The sequence below is a fragment of the Paraburkholderia sp. RL18-085-BIA-A genome (genome assembly GCF_046027075.1).
Lineage (GTDB): Bacteria > Pseudomonadota > Gammaproteobacteria > Burkholderiales > Burkholderiaceae > Paraburkholderia.
Genome location: NZ_JARESU010000043.1, coordinates 47,660 through 68,174 on the forward strand (window position 1 = coordinate 47,660; position 20,515 = coordinate 68,174).

Below are 20,515 nucleotides of genomic sequence, written 5' to 3' on the forward strand. Positions count from 1 at the left end.
AAACGAACATGTCTGATATTCCGAAGTCCACCGAAACGCCGGCTGAGCAGAAGGGCACGACGCTCGAAGGCAGCGATCTCGCCGCACTCCTGAACAAGGAATTTCGCCCCAAGAGCGACGAGGCGATGAACGCCGTGCAAACCGCGGTACAGACGCTCGCACAGCAGGCCCTGTCGAAAAGCCAGCTGATTTCCGGCGATGCGATCCGTACGATCCAGAGCATGATTGCCGAAATCGACGCGAAGCTCACCGGACAGGTCAACGAGATCCTGCATCATGCTGACTTCCAGAAACTCGAAGGCTCCTGGCGCGGCTTGCACTACCTGATCAACAACACCGAAACTGACGAGATGCTCAAGATCCGCGTGATGAACATCTCGAAGAAGGATCTGGGCAAGACGCTCAAGCGTTTCAAGGGCGTCGCGTGGGACCAGAGCCCGCTTTTCAAGCGCGTGTACGAAGAGGAATACGGCCAGTTCGGCGGCGAACCGATTGGCGCGATGGTCGGCGACTATTACTTCAATCAGACTCCACCCGATGTCGAATTGCTCGGCGAAATATCCAAGATTGCGGCGGCGGCGCACGCGCCGTTTATTGCCGCAGCCGACCCGAGCCTTCTGCAGATGGATTCGTGGCAGGAACTGGCTAATCCGCGCGATCTGACCAAGATCTTCGGCACGCCGGAATATGCAAGCTGGCGTTCGCTGCGTGAAGCGGAAGACGCGCGTTACCTTGGCCTTGCAATGCCGCGCTTTCTCGCGCGGGTGCCTTACGGCGCGCGCACGGCGCCCGTCGATGAATTCGATTTCGAGGAAGACACGGGCTCGGCGGATCACAGCAAGTATGCGTGGGCGAATGCGGCGTATGCGATGGCGGTCAATATCAACCGTTCGTTCAAGCTCTACGGCTGGTGCTCGCGGATTCGTGGGGTGGAGTCGGGCGGCTCGGTCGAGGGGCTACCGGTGCACACCTTTCCGACCGACGACGGCGGCGTCGACATGAAATGCCCGACCGAGATCGCGATTTCCGATCGTCGCGAGGCCGAACTGGCGAAGAATGGTTTCATGCCGCTCATTCACCGCAAGAATTCGGATTTCGCGGCCTTTATCGGTGCGCAATCGCTGCAAAAGCCCTTCGAATACGAGGACCCCGACGCCACCGCGAACGCGGCGCTCGCGGCACGGTTGCCGTATCTGTTCGCGTGCAACCGCTTTGCGCATTACCTGAAGTGCATCGTGCGCGACAAGATCGGCACGTTTAAGGAGCGCTCCGATATGGAAAGCTGGCTGAACCGCTGGATCACGCAGTACGTCGACGGCGATCCCGCCAACTCGTCAGAGATCACCAAGTCGCAAAAGCCGCTCGCGGCAGCGGAGGTGAAGGTACAGGAAGTGGAGGGCGCGCCGGGATACTACACCTCGACTTTCTATCTGCGCCCGCACTATCAGCTCGAAGGGTTGACGGTATCGCTGCGGCTCGTGTCGCGATTGCCGTCCGCGAAGGCGGCCGCCTGACGCAATTCGCGTCAGCGGCGCCGCTGCGACGACGCGTCAACGCGTGCGCAGGATCGTCGTCTGTGGCGGCTCGCCGATCCACACCGCCGTCGCGGTAAAGTTGTCGTGTCCTGGGCGGGCGTTGTCCGTGACCCGTGCTGCCAGCCGTTCGAGCCATGCCGACGGTGAGGCTGCGCGACCGATCGCGTCGATCATCGCAGCTTCGTCCACATACTCCCAGAAGCCGTCCGTGCAAAGCAGGAACGCATCTCCATCGGCGAGCGGGAAAGGCTCGCTGGAAACCGCGATCGGCAAATCATCGGCCGTGCCGAGCGCCGCAAACAGCACGTTGCGGCGGGGGTGATGGCGCACGTCCTGGCTCTCCAGCAGTTTCGCGTCGAGCATGCTTTGCACCAGGCTGTGGTCCTGGGTCTGGACCCGGGTGGCGCCGTTGCGGAAGCAGTAGAGACGGCTGTCTCCGCAATGCGCCCAGGCGGCGGACTGCGCATGCTCATCGATGGCGAGCAGCACTGCCGTCGAACGCATGTGTTCGAGTCCGCCGCCGGTTTCCTGCGCGTCGACGATCGCGTCGTTCGCGCGCAGCAGGATCCGCATCAGGTTCGGCGCGCTCAGCGCGAGACCCGCAGCGGCGACCCGATCGAGTTCGGCGCAGACCGTGTCGACCACGATACGCGACGCCGCATCGCCGCCACCGTGTCCGCCCGCGCCATCGGCGACCACGCAGGCGAGCAGGTGGTCGCGCCGCCATTCGCCGTAGGCGTCCTCGTTGCGGCTTCGACCGCCCACCTCGCTCACGCTTGCGGTTAGCAGTTGCACGATGTCCTCCAGCGAGCGCGACGTGACGGGACGTGATTCAGGTTCAGGACTTGCCTTGCTTCAGGCGGTCGATCTGCGCCTCGTAGGCCGCAACGAACGCCTTGCCGAAGAGCGCGTGGAAGTCGTCGGCGGCTTCGTGCGAAAGCTGGCTGTACAGGTCGTTAAACAGATCCCAGCAGCGCGCGCGACGGCTTAGCTGCGGCAGTAACGCGTCGAGCAGCGAGTGTTGCACAAGGCGCGCTTCGATTTTCGCCGGTTCGAAGCGCTCGAACACGCCGTCCAGCGCGGCGCGCATACCCGCGACAAAACCGACCTGGTGCGCGCGCAGATCGTCGTAGGCGTCCGACAAGGCCTCGGTGCCCGGCATGAAGCCTCGTGACGGACGATTCAGCAGATGGGCGAGCGCTGTTTCGACGTCCGGGGAGAACTTGAGCGGGTTGTTGCCGGTCGCGACTATCAAGGTCGCGTCGGTGCGCATTTCGCGCTTGGTGGTCGCGCGCGCGGTGAGCAGGTCGAGCGTCCCTTGAGTGGCCTCGCGCAGCAACGCGCCGATCAGTTGCATGACGGCGGGCGTGAGTGAATCGAGATGGACGCCGGGCGCGTCGAGGCCGCGCAGCAAAGCGTCGAGCAACGCGCGCTCATCGGCCGGCCGTGGCGGGGATTCCGCGACTGCTGCGGGCGGTGCGCTGGGCGGTTGCCGCGGCTCTTCCCGCGACTCCGGACGCATCCGCGGCAGAGGAAACGCGCTGCTCAGCTCGGAGCCGCGATCGGGCAGCGTGGGCGGCGGTGCGTCGGGCCGCGCCGATGAAGTCAGGCTCGCCAGCGGATCGCTCGCTTGAGCGGTGTTAGGCGCGCAGAGCGGATCGTCGATCGGCGAGGCGCCGAACGGCGGCGTCCGTCTTAGGTTGCCGTGGTCGTCAGACGGGAGATCAGCGGCCGGACCGAGGTCGAACAGATCATCAATCGAGCGGTTCGCTGCGGGATCGTCGAGGCCCAGATCGAAGTCTTCAGGCAGGCCGGAGCATGGCTTGCCGGACTGGACGTCCGGCTCGGTGCGCCTGCTCGCCGGGCGGAGCAGATCGTCCAGTCCGGCTGTGTCGTGCCCGGCGCGCGGGGCCTGCGACGGCGCACCGAAAATATCGGCGAAAGGATCGTTGCTGAGGTCCGTCGGCATGGTGGGCACGGTCGGCTCATCGTCGCTATTCACCGCGCAGCGCAACTGGTAGCCGCCAATCTGCACTTCGTCACCGTCTTTCACGATGATTTCCTGCCCGGGCTCCAGCGCCGTGCCGTTCACGAGTGCCGGATTGCTGCCGCGATCGATCAGCCGGTATTGACCATCGCGCCACACGATCTGCGCGTGCACGCGCGACACCGTGCGTTCCGGGTCCTCGAGCACGAGGCGGTTCGAATCCGCACGGCCGATCGTCCCGCCCGCCGTGTCGAAGGTGGCCGAAGGCGGATGCGCCCGGGGCTGGCCATTGAAGCGTGTCACCGTGAGCGTCAGCATCAGATGAACTCCCGTACGGCCCCGTCTCAGTCAAACTGGTAGAGGAAGTCGTCCGCCGTGGTCGACAGGCGGATGCGCGTGAGTGCGCCGCCCTCGGTCAGCCTCGACAGATATTCCGTGGAGATGCGCGGCAGTACCGTGTTGGTGAGCAGCGCATCGATCACGCGGCCGCCTGATTCGGCCTCGGTGCAGCGCGACACGATGAGCTTGACCGCAGCGTCGTCGAACTCGAACGGGATACCGTGATTGTCGGCGATGCGGCGGCGAATGCGCTCCAGCTGCAGGCGCACGATGTTCGCCATCATCGCGTCGGAAAGCGGGTAGTAGGGCACCGTGACAACGCGGCCGAGGAGCGCGGCCGGGAACACCTCGAGAAGCGGCTCGCGCAAAGCGGCGGCAAGTGCCGCGGGCGCGGGGGGACTCGCCGGGTCGCGGCACATCCGCATGATGACCTCTGAGCCGACATTCGACGTGAGCAGGATGATCGTGTTTTTGAAGTCGATATAGCGGCCTTCGCCGTCTTCCATCCAGCCCTTGTCGAAGACCTGAAAAAAGATTTCGTGCACGTCGGGATGGGCCTTTTCGACCTCGTCGAGAAGCACGACGCTGTACGGGCGGCGGCGCACCGCCTCGGTGAGCACGCCGCCTTCTCCATAACCGACATAGCCCGGCGGCGCGCCCTTGAGGGTCGAGACGGTATGGGCTTCCTGAAACTCGCTCATGTTGATGGTGATGACGTTCTGCTCGCCGCCATAGAGCGCCTCGGCGAGCGCGAGCGCGGTTTCCGTCTTGCCTACTCCCGACGTGCCGCACAACATGAACACGCCAATCGGCTTGTCGGGGTTGTCGAGGCGTGCGCGCGAGGTCTGAATGCGCTTTGCGATCATGTCGAGCGCGTGGCGCTGGCCGATCACGCGCCGATCGAGTGTGTCGGCAAGATTCAGGACCGCAGCCATTTCGTTGCGGACCATGCGGCCGACAGGAATGCCGGTCCAGTCGGCGACCACCGAAGCGACGACGGCGGCGTCGACGGTCGGCATGATCAGCGGGGCTTCCCCCTGAAGGTCGGCAAGGCGGATTTTCAGGTCAGCGAGGCGGGCGAGGAGCGACGCACGGTCGGTGGTTTGCTGGGCGGCCGTTGCGCTGCTATCGGTGCCATCAGTGCTATCGCTGGTCTCTCCGGTCTCGCCAGCGGCAGCCTCTGCGGAATCGACCTGCTCACCGCTTGCCCGCAGCGCAGCGCGCACCGACAGCAACTCGTCGACCACCCCCTTTTCCTCGTTCCAGCGTGCTTCCAGCCCTTCGAGCACATCGTGTTCACGCACGAGCGCGTCGGCGACAGCCGTCCCGCGCGCGCCGATATCGACGCCCATGCTAGCTTCCCGCGCGACGATGGCCGCCTCGACATCGAGCCCTTCGATTCTGCGGCGGCAGTCGTCGAGTTGCGGCGGCGTTGCGTGCTGGCTGACCGCGACGCGTGCGCAGGCCGTGTCGAGCAGACTGACTGCCTTGTCCGGCAATTGCCGCGCGGGAATGTAGCGATGCGAGAGCCGCACGGCCGCTTCGATGGCTTCATCGAGCAACTGCACCCGGTGATGCGATTCCAGCACGGCCGCTACTCCGCGCAGCATGCGCACGGCCTTCGCCTCGTCGGGCTCATGTACCTGGACCACCTGAAAGCGCCGCGTGAGCGCCGGGTCCTTCTCGATGTATTTCTTGTACTCGGCCCAGGTGGTTGCACCAATCGTGCGCAGGTCGCCACGTGCGAGCGCGGGCTTGAGAAGATTGGCCGCGTCGCCCGTGCCTGCCGCGCCGCCCGCGCCGATCAGCGTGTGAATCTCGTCGATAAACAGAATGATCGGTGACGGACTCGCCTGAACCTCTTCGACGACTTGCCGCAGCCGCTGTTCGAATTCGCCCTTCATGCTCGCGCCGGCCTGTAGCAGGCCGAGATCGAGCGACCACAGCGTGACGCCGCGCAGCAACGGCGGAACGTCGCCGCGCACGAGACGCTGTGCGAATCCTTCGACCACCGCCGTCTTGCCGACGCCAGCCTCGCCGGTAAGCAGCGGATTGTTTTGCCGCCGCCGCATCAGGATATCGACGATCTGGCGGATCTCCTCATCGCGTCCGCTGATCGGGTCGATCTTGCCGTTGCGGGCATTGTCGGTGAGGTCCGTTGCATACTTCCTGAGCGCCTCCTGTTTGCCCATGGCCGCGGGCGCCGGTTCGTACGCGGTGCTGCGCTCCGCTGGTGCGACGCCGCTCTGGTCCGCCGTGTCTTCCGCCGAGCCGGCCAGGATGGTAGAGAAGTTGTCCGAAAGGTCTTCGAGCTTGATGCGTTCAAACTGGTGCGAGATGGCGAGCAGGTTGTTGCGAAGCCGGGGCGTCTTGAGGATGCCGACCATCAGGTGGCCCGTGCGCACTTTCGTTGCACCGAACATCAGTGTGCCGTAGACCCAGCCGCGCTCGATGGCGTCGGTGATGTGCTCGGAGATATCGGAGATCGAGGTCGCGCCGCGCGGCAGACGATCGAGCGACGCCGTCATGTCGCGCGCCAGCACGGCAGCATCGATGTTGTAATGGGTCATCAGCCGTTGCAGATCGGAGCCGGGCGTCTCCACGATCTGCATGAGCCAGTGTTCCAGCTCGACGTACGGGTTGCCGCGCAGCTTGCACAGCACCGTGGCGCTTTCGACGGACTTGTAGCCGAGCGGGTCGAGCTTGCCAAACAAGGCGACACGACTGATTTCCGCCATCGTGAAAGCTCCTTTGACCAGAGAACGAGCGCCGCCGCGGTGTCCCGTCGTCTTGTAAGACGGCTTTGCGAGCGGTTTTTTTGAAAGCGGGAGGTAATCGGGACGTCAAAGCGGCACGCGCCCATCCGCATCCAGCGCGAGGTCGGCTGCGTCGTGGCGCCGTCCGCGCTGTGCGAGCCATGCGGAGTAGCCGAGACGTCCGTAGCGGCCCAGCCTGAACGCCGGCACCTCGCCCGCCTGCAGGATCAGCTTCGCGTCCCATGCCAGTTCGCGGTTCAGATGTTGCCGCACCAGCGCAACGAGTGGTGCAAGCGCCGCGCCGCCGGGCAGCAGCGCTTCATATTGCGCGAGCGACAGCGGGCCGATCACGAGACGAAATTTGTGCTGCCGGTCCCAGATATGTCCGCCGAGCACGGCGCCGCTGCCCAGGCGCGCCATGCTCGAGCGTGTCCGGTTCTGCTGCGCATGCGTGCCGCGTGTCTGCAGGATGGTCCGTTCGGCACGTTCCAGTGTCATCCAGTGTCCGCAGAACGGTTCGACACGCACCGGCACCCGCAGCACGGCGCCGGTGATCGCTTCGAGCACTTCGAGCGGTCGCGTCTGCATGTTGATCAGTCCAGCAAAGTGGAGCCTTGCAAAATCGGACGCAGCATCGCGCCGATGGCTGGCATCATCCGCGAAGCCGATCAGGGAGCCGACATAGAACGTGAAGCGGTCGCCGGGGCGATCGAGACTGTTCGCGGGACGTCCCAGAGACGAGGCGCGGTAGAACAGCAGCAGAAAGCGGTGTAAGAGCATGTCGAGCAGATGCGCAAATGCCGCGTCGCCGTGATGCATGATGCGTTCGCGCGCGAAGTCGGTCAGATGCAGCGGCAATGGGCCGTTCGGTCCGAGCAGGCCGAAAAAGCGCTGTGAAAGGCGCGGCGCGCTCGTTTGAACCCGTCCGCTGGCTCGTGTCAGCGCGGCGAGCGGTGCGGGCGCGAATGCGAGAGATACGTCCTGCGCGAGCCGGATCGGTTCTTCCGTTGGACGCGACGCCGTGCCAAGACGCGGCAGATGCGGTGTGAGCGCCTCGACACGGCGCATCAACTGAAAAAAGTCATATTCGTGTGGCGCGGCGGCCACGCGCTCGAAAAGCGCATCGAGCGCTTGCGCCCGCCCGGCTGCGTCGTCCGCAGGGGCGTCGGCGGCTGGCGGCTCGTCGGCCGCTGCGCTCAGAAGGTCTGACGGATTCCGCATCGCGGGGGCAGGCGAAGGATCTCGCCGCGAGTCGTCGTACGCAGAACCGTCTGCACGAACGCGTTGATCGATACATAGCGCGCGAAAAACCGGTCGAGCACGCACCCGAGCAGGTATGCGCTGCCGCCCTGAAACGCCATATCCTCGGCGCTCAGTTCGATCTGCAGACCGCGCCCGAACGCGATGGGTCCGGGCATCGGCAAGCGCCGCACCACAGGCGTCGCGTGCACCGAGAGGACACCTGCAATCTGCCGCCGGCTGACTTCGTCGTTGCCGGGCACGTGCAAGCTCAGGAGCGAGCGCAGCGCGGCTGCGCCTTCGCGCGCATCGCCGTCGTAAAGCGACAGGTAGTGCAGCGATAGCTGATCCACCAGCCGCCAGTTGTGGCCAAAATCCAGACATGGCGCGGCGGGCGGCGAGGGCCGGGTGACGCAGCGAACCGAAGTCACGGGCGCCGCAATGTCGAGTGCGAAGTCGTTTTGCGTGCCGCCGTGCGGCATCAGCAGCGGCAAGTCCCGATTGGTGCAAAGCGTTTCGAAGGACAGTTGCCGCAGGTCACCGCTGTACGGCGCCTCCCGCGGATCGACGATCGACACGAATACTTCGCTCCCCACGTATTCAGTGCGATAGCCGCTTCGCTTGCGCTCGGCGGGCACGACACGCGGCTCACGGCGCACCGTGAAATAGGCAGCGTCCTCGGGACGGTCAGCGAGAAAATCTCCATAGAACGGATGAAACACCTGCTCGCTGTCGTCACCAGCGCCAAAGCCCGACACGGCCGTGATCGTATGCACCTCGAAGTCGAGCGGGCGCGTGCGGTCCGGCACCACATGAAACTCCGCGACGTTATCCGACACGAACGCGCGGTCCGCGTGTTTTGAAAACAGATTGATCGCGGGCACGCAGTCGAGCAACAGGTGCTCGCGCGAGACCACGCGTTCGAGCGTCGTGTCGCCGCTCGCGAGCAGGATTGTCAGTTCGATTTCACGCGACGCAAACGCGGGCAGCACGGCCGACAGGCCATCGATTCTGGCGAAGCGGAAGCGCTCGGCAAAGGCGAAATATTCGTGCAGGAGCCGGTAGCCCTGAAACGCGTTCGGTGTGACGGGCAGCAGGGCTTCGTCGTCGTCGAAGCCCGCACTTGTGACAACATCACCCGCTAGCGTGTCGACGCGCGATACGGGTCGCTGCGGTGTCGAAATCACGACCGCGAGTGCGCTGCCGCTGACGAATTCGAGGAGTTTCCAGGGGGTATCGTCGCCGCCGGCAAAGTAGAGGCGCAAGCTGTCGAGACTGAGCATGTCAAAGCTTAGTCCTTCTGCCGCCAACAGACGCAGGCGCAACGCGCCCTTCACGCGTCTTGCGAGCGCGCGCGTCCCTGGCAGGGTCGCGAGTGGCAGATCGGTGACCTGCGCCAGATAACGCGCTTCCGTCAGTTCGAGCGGCCATAGGGTCAAGTCCGCGCTCGTTCTGAACTGGCAGTGGACCGCGTCGCCTGACGTCTGGCTGGCGATCAGTGCGGTGTGGCGCGGCACCGTGAAACCCGTGGCGAGATTGGGATTGCCGAGATCGGGAGCGAGTCGTGCGATCAACATCGACGGAGTCGGACAGGCCGACTGCGGCAACACGATCTGTGTCAGATGCTGTGTGAAGCGCGGAAATTCTTCTTCGAGCTTCAATTGCACACGGGCTGCGAGAAATGCGGTTCCTTCGAGCAGCCGCTCGACATACGGATCCGCGACGTTGAAGTCGTTGATGCCCAGGCGCGCCGCAATCTTCGGGAACTGCTGTGCGAATTCCACGCCCATCTCGCGCAGGTGCGCCAGTTCGGTGTTGTAGTGTTTGAGCAGGCGAGGATCCATATCGCGGGTTCGGAGAAATCAGCGTGGCAGTTCGGTCAACGTGATGCCGCCTTCCTCGAGGTCGATCTGGGTTCGCAGCGCGAATTCCAGCGGCGCTGGCTGAGCCCACAACAGCCCCCGTATCACGAGTGCAATCTGGTTGTGCATGTCGAGCACCGGACGGTCGAGCACGGGCTCGATTTCGATCGACTCCGGCGCGATGCGCGGCTCGAAAAGCACGATTGCTTCGCGGATCGCCTGTTCGAGCGCGACGGCGTCGACCGTCGACGCAAAGCCGCCCGACAGGCTGGGTAAGCCGAAATTCACCACGGATGCATACGCGGCGGGATAGCGGTCGATCGAAATCTCGTCCGAGAGATTGGTCGTGTTGAAGAGCCAGGACAGGTCCCGCAGTACGGCGGCGCGCAAAGTCCGTTTTGTCAGGAAGCGCGCATCGTCCTCCTCAACACGGCTCTGCGGGTTGTCGTCGATCAGCCGGTCGAGTAGCGACGGTTGCAGACGGTCAGTGGCTTTCGGTTCAGCCATGAGCGCTCCTCGAATGCGCCGCGCCGGGCCCGATCATGTCACCCGCCGTGCCGCTACGTCGAGCGCGAAGGTCACTTCCGCGCCGCGACTGCCGGTTATCGTTTGCGGCGCGCAGGTCATCGTCAGCGTCCGGGCCGATATCTCGAAAATTTCACACGCCCTCATGAGCCGGGCACTCGTGTAGACATGGTAGTTGCGGATATAGGCGTCCTCAAGCTTCATCGACAGGAATTCGATCTGCACGGCGCTGGCCGGCCCACCGGACTTGAAGCACTTGATATGCGCCAGCGCGAGCAGTTCGGCCTGCGCGCACAGCTTCGCGATAGCGGGCGATGTCGCGTCGACCACCTTGATCACGGAGAGATCGGTCACGCGCATGTCGTTCGCATTGAGCGCCTGGCCGGGATGGTACGAGTCGTAGCCCTGAGCCCAGCGCCAGCCATGAATCTGCATCGGCGTCTCCCAGTCGCCGCGCGGCGGGGCCTCACCCTTCAGGGGCGTGTTACTGCGCTTCGGGATGATGTGGAGAAACATGTCGTCAGACGAGACGAGCGAGAGCGCGTCGAGCTGGTACAGATATTCCAGCGTCAGACGGCTCCCGGCTTGCTGCGGCGAAGCATCGGGGTTAGGCATCGTCACGTTCCTCGCCTGGGGGTGATCACTTGCGTTCGCCGATTCCAACGGTATCGATGCAAAGACGGTCGACCGCATACGATTTTGAAGAACCCGCCCTTTCAAAAATGTGCTTGGCGTTTCGTTTACCTAGCAGCGTCGCCACGGGACCCCAGGTCATCGACATATCACGAGGAGCGAGTCATGGGCACGATCGATTGTTATCTACAACTAGATAAGGTCAAGGGCGATTCGAAACACAAGGGCGCAGAAGGTCAAATCGAAGTGCAGTCGTGGCAGTGGGGCGTTCAGAACGCCAGCAGTTCGACAATGGCAAGCGGCCTCGCGGTCGGCAAGGCGACACCGGACGAGCTCATCTTCGTTCATGAATACGACTCGTCGTCCACGGCGCTGGCGATGTGCTGCGCAAAGGGCACACACATTGCTAGCGGCAAGCTGACGGTCTTCAAGGCGGGCGAGGGGCAGAAGGAATATCTCACCGTTGCCTTGAAGGGCGTGATGGTCACTTCCGTGAGGCACAACGCGGTGACGGGCGGAGGTGTGTCCGAGACCGTGACGCTGGCTTTCCACGACATCGAATTCGAACACAAGCCGCAGGACGATGCGGGCGCCATGGGTGCATCGAGCAAGTTCGGCTGGAACGTCAAGAGTACGGAAATCCGCTGAACGCGGCACGGGTCCGCCGCCGGAGATGCCGATCATGGCCCAGCCGCGGCTCGTCACGATCGATACACCGCTCGGCGACGACATCCAATTTCTGAGCATGCGTGCCGCCGCCGAACTGGGACGCATGTTCACCTACGACCTGACACTGGTGTCCAAGCGCCCGGACCTCGATTTCCGGCGCATCCTCGGAAAGCGCGTTACGGTGTCGCTCCACGTGCCGAACGGGAAGCCGCGGATTTTCTCGGGCTACGTAGTCGGATTCAGGCAGACCGGTATGCGCGGCCGGCTGCATGTGTACGAGGCCGCGGTCAGGCCGTCGCTCTGGTTACTCACGCGGCGCGCCAATTGCCGGATCTTTCAGAACAAAAGTGTGGAGGATATCGTCAAGGCCATTTTCGCGGACCCGGTCTACAAGAGCGTGGAATTTGGCGAGATCAAATGGAAGGCGAACACGCGCAAGCACCCCGCGCGCGAGTATTGCGTGCAGTATCGCGAGTCGGACTTCAATTTCGTCAGCCGGCTGCTGGAAGATGAAGGGATCTACTACTGGTATCAGGATCGCGACGGCAAGGAGTCGCTGATACTGACCGACACGCTTGCGACACACGAGAGCGTGCCGGGGTGCGAATCGCTGCCGTACGGTGCGGTGTTAAGCGGGGCGCCAGGCGCCGAATATGTGAGCGAGTGGCAGGCCCGTCGCGAGATCGAGACGCACAGCTGGCTTGTAACCGACTACGACTTCAAGCATCCTTCGCGGCCATTGCAGAAGAAGGCGGTAAAGAGCATGCCCGGCTTCGATGCGTTTGGCGATCTCGAGCACTTCGATTATCCCGGGGGGTACGTCGATCCGGACCATGGGGAGAGCAGGGCGAAGGCGCGCGCCGACGAATTGTGGGCCGAGTCATTGCTCGGCGAAGATGCGGGGATCAACTGGCACCAGGTGGATGCCAGAACGAACAGCATGAGCGTACGCATCGGGAGCTTGTTGAAGCTGGAGCGCCATCCGCGCACTGATCAGAACACCCAGTATCTGGTGACGCGCACGCGCTACGAAATCGATCTGGCCGATTACGAAGCGTTCGAAGGCAGCCAGCCAAGTCGATGCGAATGCTGGTTTTCGGCGATTGACGCGAAACAGCCATTCGCGCCGGCGCGAACGACGCGCAAGCCATTTGTGCAGGGACCGCAGACGGCTGCGGTGGTCGGACCTGGCGGCGATGAGATTTACACCGACAACTATGGGCGCGTGAAAGTGCAGTTCTTCTGGGACCGCCTCGGCAAGCGCGACGAGAACAGTTCGTGCTGGATGCGCGTATCGCAGCCCTGGGCGGGCAAGGGTTGGGGAGCCGTCGCAATCCCACGCATCGGACAGGAGGTGATCGTCGATTTTCTGGAGGGCGATCCCGACCGGCCGATCATCACCGGGCGTGTTTATAACGCCGAGCAGATGCCGCCTTACGAGCTGCCCGCGAATATGACGCAATCGGGGATCAAGAGCCGCTCGAGCAAGGGCGGCAGCGGCGCGAACTGCAACGAACTGCGCTTCGAGGACAAGAAGGGCGCCGAACAGGTGCTGCTCCATGCGGAGAAGAACCAGGACATCGAGGTGGAGCATGACGAGACGCATTGGGTCGGGCACGATCGCAAGAAAAACGTGGATAACGACGAGACCACTCATGTGAAGCATGACCGCACCGAGACCGTGGGGAACAACGAGACGATTTCGATTGGGGTCAACCGTACCGAAACGGTCGGCGCCAATGAAAAAATCACGATCGGGTCGAATCGGACGAAGACAGTCGAGGCGAGTGAGACAGCGACGGTCGCGTTGCAGCGGACGCATACCGTGGGGATCAACGAGACGATCACGGTGGGCGGCGCGCAGGAGGTGACAGTCGGTGCGTTTCAGGCGGTGACGGTGGGCGCGTTTCAGGCGGTGACCGTTGGGGCATACCAGGCTGTCACCGTCGGGGCCGATCAGACGGTGAATGTGGGCGGAAGTCAGACGGTGGGAATCGCCGGGTCTCAGTCGACTAGCGTCGGGTCTGATCAGTCGCTCGATGTGGGCGGAGGTCAAACTGTGACAGTGGCGGCCGATGCGAGCGAAACCATCAGCGGCGCGCAGACGAGTACGGTCAGCAAAGGGCGCACCACTTCTGTGGGCGAGGATGATGCGCTGTCGGTCGGGAAGAATCTCGTCATTGATGCGGGGGAATCGATCACGATTACCACCGGCAGCGCCAGCATCAGCATGAAGAAAGATGGGACGATCCTGATCAAGGGAAAGGACATTACCGTTGATGGCAGTGGAAAGATCAACGCCAAGGCGAGTAGCGATATCGTGATGAAAGGATCGAAGATCTTGCAGAATTGAAGGGAAGTACACCGATGGGGGTTTGCGATGAGTGGTAGAGACCGGATGGAATATGAAGAGTTCTCGACAGCAAAGGAGCCTCGCGAAGGCTCGCTGGGCGACACGCGGACACGGCCATCCCGCAGATCCCGCAAATCCCGCTCGTCTGGCGTATTTGCCGGACTGGTCATCGGTGAACTTCTGGCTATCGCCGAAGAGGGGCATACGCCGCTGGTTCGCTATCCCGTTCAGGAGGGACCGGCCGCGATCGCCGCGCAGACGCTTGTCGATCTGCATGAACCGCATATCGGATGTCGCGTAGCGCTGATGTTCGAGGACTCGGATCCTCGCAGGCCAGTGATTATCGGCGTGATGCACGAGGGGAGTGTTGCGCCGTCCACTAGCAACGCAGGAAACGTTGAAGTCGATGTAGACGGCGAGCGATTGATCGTGAGCGCGCGTGAACAACTGGTACTTCGTTGCGGTAACGCCTCTATCACGCTCACCAAGGCGGGGAAAGTGCTGATCAAGGGCACCTATGTGTCGAGTCGTTCGTCTGGAGCGAATCGCATCACAGGCGGATCGGTTCAGCTGAACTGAGGTCCGCAGCCGGTCGGCAAGCGTGCTTCGAGGACGTTTCAAGAAGAGCTTCGAGGACTATTGGCTCAACCGCAAGGCTGTGAACCTCGACCGTTGCGAAGGCGGACCGAGGAGATGGCCAAAGCAATCATCGATGACGAATTGTGGGCGTTGATCGAACCACTTTTACCGCCGGCCAAGCCGAGGCGCTTCCGGTACCCGGGGCGCAAACCGGTGGCCGATCGCGCCGCGCTGACGGGGATTCTGTTCGTGCTCAAGAGCGGCATTCGATGGAGCGATCTGCCCGCCGAAATGGGTTGCGGATCGGGTATCAGTTGCTGGCGGCGCCTGCGCGAATGGCAACGGGCCGGAGTCTGGGATCCGCTCCATCAGATCCTGCTCGCGAAGTTGCGTGCAGCCGGCCGGATCGACTTTTCTCGCGTCGTCATCAGTTCCACTTCTGTTGGGGCGATTGCGACGGCGGGAAAACTGAGCCGAAAACCGCCGGTCGCACACGATCCGGATGCGTCCGGCGAGTCGTCACGGGCACCTGCGGCACGCCGCTCGCGCTCATCCTGACGACGCGAGCCGCAACGAGATCACGAACGGCTTCCACTGGCCGACTTTTTCGATTCATAAACTGGCGGGAGAGACCCTGATCACCGACGACGATCGTTTGTTCGAAGGGCCGGGCTGCGATGCGCCGTTGCGTGCTTGACGCGCAAGACGGACTTTCCTCAGCGAGGCCCAAGGAGATTTTAGGTCGTCAGGTTGCGCGATGGGGACGTCTCGCGTGGCGAGAGGTTTGCGATGGCAAGGCCGATCCTCCAGATCGTGTCGAGGCACGTTGAGGACGCGGCGGACCTATGGAGCACGCGCTCAATGCTGGTGCGGGCTCCTCATGTGAAAGTCCGCCATATTGGCCGTTTCGATGAACGTATCGCCGCGCATCTCGATGGAATTGCCGTAGCAGGTGAGGCGGGCTGGAAATGTTGCGAAACAGCCTTGGCGACGGCGAGTGCGGGCGCGATATTTACGGCGACAGTACGCGCCATCGAGGATGCGAATGAGCAGGGAGTCGATACGCTCCTCTCTATCGCCGAGACGCTGCCCAGCGCAAGAACCGGGTTGATCGCCGCCTTTGGATGGGTGAGCGGGCAAGAACTGAAAGGCCTCGTCAGTGGTCTGTTGCAATCCACCAGCCATTTCCGGCGAATGGTGGGCATTGCGAGTTGCGCGATGCACCGCGTCGATCCAGGCAAGCATCTCGAAACTGCGATCGTCGATCCGGAGCCGTCTCTTCGTGCCAAGGCGTTGCAAGTAGCGGGCGACCTCGGGCGAGACGATCTTCTTCCTCGCTGTATCGGGTCGCTCGGTGATCCTGATGCGCAATGCCGATTCTGGGCCGCGTGGTCAGGGGTGCTGCTTGGCGACCGTAGTGCCGCGCTGGCCAAGCTTATCGACCTTGGCCGCGAACCGTCACGACTCAGCCGAAATCCACTGCAACTCGCGCTGATGGCCACGGAGCTTAGTGCTGCCCATTCGTTGCTCGTGCAGATCGCGAAAGACCGCGGCCATGGCCGTGAACTGATACGAAGCGTCGCTGCGGCAGGTGACCCCAGCCACGTGCCGTGGCTGATTGGCCTCATGTCGGACTTGCGGTTCACGCGCCTCGCGGGCGAAGCGTTCAGCTGGATCACAGGGATAGACCTTGCGTGGCTCGATCTCGATCAAAAGCCGCCCGAGAAAGTTGAAGCAGGTCCGAACGACGATCCTCACGATGACGATGTCGCGCTCGACGAGGATTATGGCTTGCCGTGGCCGGACCCGGAAAAAGTAGCACGATGGTGGCACGAAAATGCTCATCGTTTTCCTACCGGCAGCCGTTACTTCGTTGGTGCGCCGCCGTCTGCTCCACACTGCGCTCAGGTCCTACTGGATGGCTACCAGCGGCAACGGATCGCGGCAGCGTATTGGGGCTGTTTGTTGCGAGCGGACCGAATAGTTTTCGATTGCGCAGCACCGTCGTGGCGTCAGCGGCGATGGCTCGAGCGGGGGCGCTGACCAAGATGCTGTGCGAAATCAGATAAAAGGCCGTTCCCACGGGTTGTGTCGCGATAAGGTCGCAAGGCGAGAAAGTTACGTTACGGTCAGGATTCCTTATATGACCAACGATTAGAACTGCTCGGCAGCAGCTCGCGCAATGCCATCAGCTTTCATCTGCCCTTTCCTGATCATATGCATCGTTTCGATGCCTGACAGGATGATGCGGGCGCAGCGAAAATCCTTGAAACCCATCATTGGCCTGATTCGGCGTTTGATGGCCCGATGGTCCTGCTCGAAGATGTTGTTCAAGTACTTGACCTGCCGGACCTTGATGGGCGTTTCCCGTTCAGCGTTGAGGGCCTGGAGGGCGGCCAGATTGGCGCCGCTTTTGTCCATGGTAACGGTCTCAGGTGCGCCGTTCTGACCGATGGCTTTCTCGAAGTAGCGACGCGCTGCAGCCTTGTCACGATGGGCCCGAAGCAGGAAATCGACGGTGTTGCCGGCCTTGTCCACAGCGCGGTAGAGGTATTTCCACTGGCCGCGTACCTTGACGTAGGTTTCATCCATCCGCCAGCTCTTGCCGACCGGACGTTTGTGCTTGCGAAAGGCTTTCTTGAACAACGGCACCAGCTTGATCACCCAGCGATGCACGCTCGAATGGTCGACCTCGAAACTCCGTTCGACCATCATCTCTTCGAGATCACGCAGGCTTACCGAGTAGGCCACATACCACCGCACACACAGCAGGATCACTTCCAACGGACAGTGCAGTCGTTTCAGTACCCGGGCCACGCCCGCAGGCAGTGTCGTTCGCGGCGTCTTCGTCCTGGCCATCGTCGGTTTCGCAAATTTCCGTAGACCAAATTTTACCTGAACGACTTAGCGCGACAGAGCTATGATTTTTCGCGTTGGGCTTCCCTGGTTTGTGAAGTTTGCAAGTCCTTTGCCACGGCGTGCAGGATCTGCTGCGCGTGGTCGCGTAATGCCAACGATTCCATGTTTGCCGCCGCCGGCACGAGGGTGGCGGCGAACGCCTCCCATTGCGCCAGAATCGGCTCGATGTCTCGCGAGATAAAGTCAGCAAGTCGCATGTAGGTGTCTCCAACCGCATGCGGGTGTCGAGGACCATCAGCCACCTATGTTATGCCCGAATTGGGGACAAATTTCGATCGGAAGAAAACCCCATTGAGAGAGCGAACGAATGCCATCGTTACTTCAGGGCGGAGGAGGCTGCGATCTTGGGGCAGGCTGACTCGGAAGCGGCCGTTCGCGCGACGCAGCCGAACGTCTCAAATTGGCCGACTATCGCCTCATGCGACCGCGGCAAGCCCGCTACGGCTGGACAGATAAGAATGTGTATCGCTTTCAATCGTTACAAAAAATTCCCGCAACGTCCTTTGCCACGATCTAAAGTCCAATCCACGCATCTGACAAATGTTGGTCTTCGCAAAGAGTCCAGTCATAGCGTGACGAAGTTTCTGATGCGTGAAAAATCCATTTCGTATTTGGTAGTGAAGTCTTGACCGACGCGCTGGCGGTGATCAGCGCTCGCGGTCTGTGGCAGTTGAAGCGGTAGTGAGTGTGGCGGGCGGATAATGGCGGAAACAAGGCGCGCCGACGATGCCATCGTTTAGACCTCAGGCGAAGGTGCAACGCCGCTCCACCTCTTTCGCAACTGCCAGCACGCTACTGTGGGCTGTTTCAGGCCGCAATGGAGAAGGAGTCTTCCATGCGTTGCAACAAGCCCCGTACACTTTTGAGCGGCATTCCGCTCGCTGTTGTCCTCGCAACAAGCATTACAACCAGTCGGGCTGCGCCCATCCTGGTCTCCGGTCCTAGTCTCTTTGCCACTTGCACCATAGGCGGCCCCGGCACGAGCTACGTGAATGCCGAAGTCGAGCCTTGGGTCGCCACGAACCCGAATAATCCCTCGAACCTTATCGGCGTATGGCAGCAGGACCGATGGGACAACGGTGGCGCCCACGGCCTGGTTGCCAGCTCGTCGTTCGATGGCGGTTTTACATGGGGCACGCCAGTTGCACTGCCTTTCAGTGCATGCGCGGGCGCGCCCGGCTACGAGCGCGCGTCCGATCCGTGGGTGTCGATCGGCCCCGATGGCACGGCGTACGCTGTTTCGATCTCCTTCAATCAATCTAACAACAGCAATGCGGTCGTCGCTGCGGTTTCGAAGGACGGCGGCCAGACGTGGGGGAACCCGAGCATCGTCATCGCCAACAACGAGCCAACGTTGCAATTCTTCAACGACAAGGAATCGGTGACGGCAAATCCTGTCAAGGCAGGCGTCGCCTATGCAGTGTGGGACCGGCTGGAACTGCCGAACGGCAATCCGTACGCTAACAGGCATACGGCCGCCTTCCGGGGGCCATCGATGTTCTCGAAGACATCCGATGGCGGCATGACATGGAGTCCGCCTTCCGTGATCGTGACGGTGCCTTCGCGGCAGCAGACGATCGGCAACCAGATCGTGGTCAACTCGCAGAACGGAACGCTCTATGACTTCTTCAACCTGATCTCTCCGCCGTTCTCGAAAGCGGCCGGCAAGGTGGCGTTCATCAAATCGACCGACGACGGCGCAACGTGGACGAAGCCGAAAATCATCTCTGGTTTGCAGACCGTATCGGTGTTTGATCCGAACACCGGTGAAGCGGTCCGTTCAGGAGACATTATTCCCGAGCCCGCGATCGATCCGAAGACCGGGCAACTCTATGTCGTTTGGCAGGATTCCCGCTTCAATGGCGGGCACTACGATGAGATCGCATTTTCTACTTCAAAAGACGGCGGCAGCACCTGGAGCGCACCGATCCAGGTCAATACGCCCACGGGACGGCCGGCATTCAATCCAAGCATTAACGTCAATTCGTCGGGGACCGTTGCGGTGACGTACTACGATTTCCGCAATCTGGCGGATGGCAACACCGCGACACTGCCGACGGATATCTGGCAGACGACATCGACGGATAAGGGAACGACGTTCGCAAATGAAATACATCTGGCGGGGGCATTCGACCTCAAGACCGCGCCGAACGCCGAGGGCTTCTTCGTCGGGGACTATCAAGGGTTGGCCGTGATCGGCTCGACGTTCGTGCCGTTCTTCGTGCAAACAAACTCAGGAAATCCTGGCAATCGCACAGACGTGTTTGCTCAGCCGTAACAGTATGCGCGGGAGCAGTTGGCTCGCAGCGCGGACATCCGCGCTGCGAGCGACGACCACGAGCCGCAGGGACAACTGAACACGCAGCAAGGATACGATTTTACGTACATGGAATGCGTGCAAGCGAAGGGAAACGTGGTATAGGAGCGTATAGCGCCAACGCCCCAACCCTGAATAAGCGACTTCTCGCAGGTCATGTCATTGCGGCGCAGCCACCTGCCGTCAATGCTCGCCAAGCATAGTCACGTCGCCGTGAAGAGCGACGCGCGAGGCGTACCGGATGCAGAACACCCCGCGACACGCCCTTTTAGTGGCCGCCTTATTTCGACCTTAAAAGCCATCCGGGCTTCCGGGCTGAATGACCCAAGCACACCTTGGACCGGTCACAGATCGCGTGCGGAACTGTCGCAGTAAGGCGTTGGGCTATCATGTGACGTTCGAAAGCCGAACGATCGGACGCTTTATGAAGACTCTGAATCCAGCAGTAGCGCGCGTGCTTAAGCGCTTGCACTATCCGCTCGATGTTATCCTGACGTGCGTGCGCTGGTATGTGGCCTACCCGCTGAGCCTTCGCCATCTCGAAGAGATGATGGCGGAGCGCGGTATCTCGGTCGATCATTCGACCGTTGTCCTTCATTTCATTCTTGAAAGGTCCGCAGCATACCACCTGCCTCCGCTAATGCGACGAAACCGGCGAAACTCCTTTTGCCTATCGGCTGAGCCTGCGCAACCTGGAAGAGGTGATGGCTGAACGCGGAGTCGCCGTAGACCATTCGACGGTTCATCGCTGGGCCATCAAGCTTCTGCCCGTTCTCGAGAAAGTGGCAATACCTCTATCGAG

At 62.0% G+C, this 20,515-nt stretch carries 14 protein-coding genes and 3 pseudogenes; 8 read left to right on the forward strand and 9 right to left on the reverse strand.

The genetic code is table 11. The features are described from left to right. Positions 1 to 8 precede the first annotated feature (8 nt). Positions 9 to 1,514 (forward strand): type VI secretion system contractile sheath large subunit, encoded by a 1,506-nt coding sequence (gene tssC / locus P0D89_RS26020; RefSeq protein WP_408360645.1) that lies wholly within the window; start codon positions 9 to 11, stop codon positions 1,512 to 1,514. Positions 1,515 to 1,550: 36 nt separating this feature from the next. Here the strand turns inward: tssC and P0D89_RS26025 are convergent, their stop codons facing one another. The 7 genes from P0D89_RS26025 to P0D89_RS26055 all read right to left on the reverse strand — a co-directional run bounded on the left by P0D89_RS26025 (position 1,551) and on the right by P0D89_RS26055 (position 10,858). Continuing rightward, positions 1,551 to 2,330, reverse strand: a complete 780-nt coding sequence (locus P0D89_RS26025; protein WP_408360647.1) for a PP2C family protein-serine/threonine phosphatase — start codon at positions 2,328 to 2,330, stop codon at positions 1,551 to 1,553. Positions 2,331 to 2,373: 43 nt separating this feature from the next. Further along, positions 2,374 to 3,840, reverse strand: a complete 1,467-nt coding sequence (tagH, locus tag P0D89_RS26030) for a type VI secretion system-associated FHA domain protein TagH (protein WP_408360649.1) — start codon at positions 3,838 to 3,840, stop codon at positions 2,374 to 2,376. Positions 3,841 to 3,866: 26 nt separating this feature from the next. Next, the gene (gene tssH, locus P0D89_RS26035; RefSeq protein ID WP_408360651.1) at positions 3,867 to 6,599 is read right to left on the reverse strand and encodes a type VI secretion system ATPase TssH; all 2,733 of its coding nucleotides are present in this window, start codon (positions 6,597 to 6,599) and stop codon (positions 3,867 to 3,869) included. 105 nt (positions 6,600 to 6,704) lie between these two features. Then, positions 6,705 to 7,838 carry a type VI secretion system baseplate subunit TssG gene (gene tssG / locus P0D89_RS26040; RefSeq protein WP_408360653.1) on the reverse strand — a complete coding sequence of 378 codons (1,134 nt, stop codon included), beginning with the start codon at positions 7,836 to 7,838 and terminating at the stop codon, positions 6,705 to 6,707. Next, complete coding sequence (tssF, locus tag P0D89_RS26045; RefSeq protein ID WP_408360655.1) at positions 7,814 to 9,700, reverse strand: type VI secretion system baseplate subunit TssF; 1,887 nt, start codon at positions 9,698 to 9,700, stop codon at positions 7,814 to 7,816. Before tssF ends, tssG begins: the two co-directional genes overlap by 25 nt. Positions 9,701 to 9,718: 18 nt before the next feature. Then, positions 9,719 to 10,225, reverse strand: coding sequence for a type VI secretion system baseplate subunit TssE (gene tssE, locus P0D89_RS26050; RefSeq protein ID WP_408360657.1), 507 nt, complete (start codon positions 10,223 to 10,225; stop codon positions 9,719 to 9,721). Between the two features lie 33 nt (positions 10,226 to 10,258). Next, a complete protein-coding gene (locus tag P0D89_RS26055; protein ID WP_408360659.1) occupies positions 10,259 to 10,858 on the reverse strand; it encodes a type VI secretion system tube protein Hcp in 600 nt (199 codons plus the stop codon). Positions 10,859 to 11,041: 183 nt separating this feature from the next. On the opposite strand from P0D89_RS26055, the gene P0D89_RS26060 reads away from it, so the two are divergent. From P0D89_RS26060 to P0D89_RS26080, 5 genes and pseudogenes are all read left to right on the forward strand, one after another. Then, positions 11,042 to 11,524 (forward strand): Hcp family type VI secretion system effector, encoded by a 483-nt coding sequence (locus P0D89_RS26060; RefSeq protein WP_408360661.1) that lies wholly within the window; start codon positions 11,042 to 11,044, stop codon positions 11,522 to 11,524. Positions 11,525 to 11,558: 34 nt separating this feature from the next. Next, positions 11,559 to 13,898, forward strand: a complete 2,340-nt coding sequence (locus tag P0D89_RS26065) for a type VI secretion system Vgr family protein (RefSeq protein WP_408360663.1) — start codon at positions 11,559 to 11,561, stop codon at positions 13,896 to 13,898. 45 nt (positions 13,899 to 13,943) lie between these two features. Next, positions 13,944 to 14,477 (forward strand): DUF6484 domain-containing protein, encoded by a 534-nt coding sequence (locus tag P0D89_RS26070; protein WP_408360665.1) that lies wholly within the window; start codon positions 13,944 to 13,946, stop codon positions 14,475 to 14,477. Between the two features lie 114 nt (positions 14,478 to 14,591). Beyond that, positions 14,592 to 15,037 (forward strand): annotated as a pseudogene (locus P0D89_RS26075) (transposase); the annotation flags it as partial. A gap of 229 nt (positions 15,038 to 15,266) precedes the next feature. Beyond that, the gene (locus P0D89_RS26080) at positions 15,267 to 16,520 is read left to right on the forward strand and encodes a TIGR02270 family protein (RefSeq protein ID WP_408377456.1); all 1,254 of its coding nucleotides are present in this window, start codon (positions 15,267 to 15,269) and stop codon (positions 16,518 to 16,520) included. 111 nt (positions 16,521 to 16,631) lie between these two features. Here the strand turns inward: P0D89_RS26080 and P0D89_RS26085 are convergent, their stop codons facing one another. Beyond that, a complete protein-coding gene (locus P0D89_RS26085) occupies positions 16,632 to 17,336 on the reverse strand; it encodes an IS6 family transposase (RefSeq protein ID WP_408377458.1) in 705 nt (234 codons plus the stop codon). A 62-nt stretch (positions 17,337 to 17,398) separates the two neighbouring features. Beyond that, positions 17,399 to 17,593, reverse strand: a pseudogene (locus tag P0D89_RS26090) (sensor histidine kinase); the annotation flags it as partial. 638 nt (positions 17,594 to 18,231) lie between these two features. Here P0D89_RS26090 and P0D89_RS26095 point away from each other — a divergent pair. Continuing rightward, entirely contained in the window at positions 18,232 to 19,674 is a 1,443-nt protein-coding gene (locus tag P0D89_RS26095; RefSeq protein WP_408360679.1) for a sialidase family protein, read from the forward strand. 463 nt (positions 19,675 to 20,137) lie between these two features. Further along, positions 20,138 to 20,302, forward strand: a pseudogene (locus P0D89_RS26100) (IS6 family transposase); the annotation flags it as partial. Between the last annotated feature and the right edge of the window lie 213 nt (positions 20,303 to 20,515).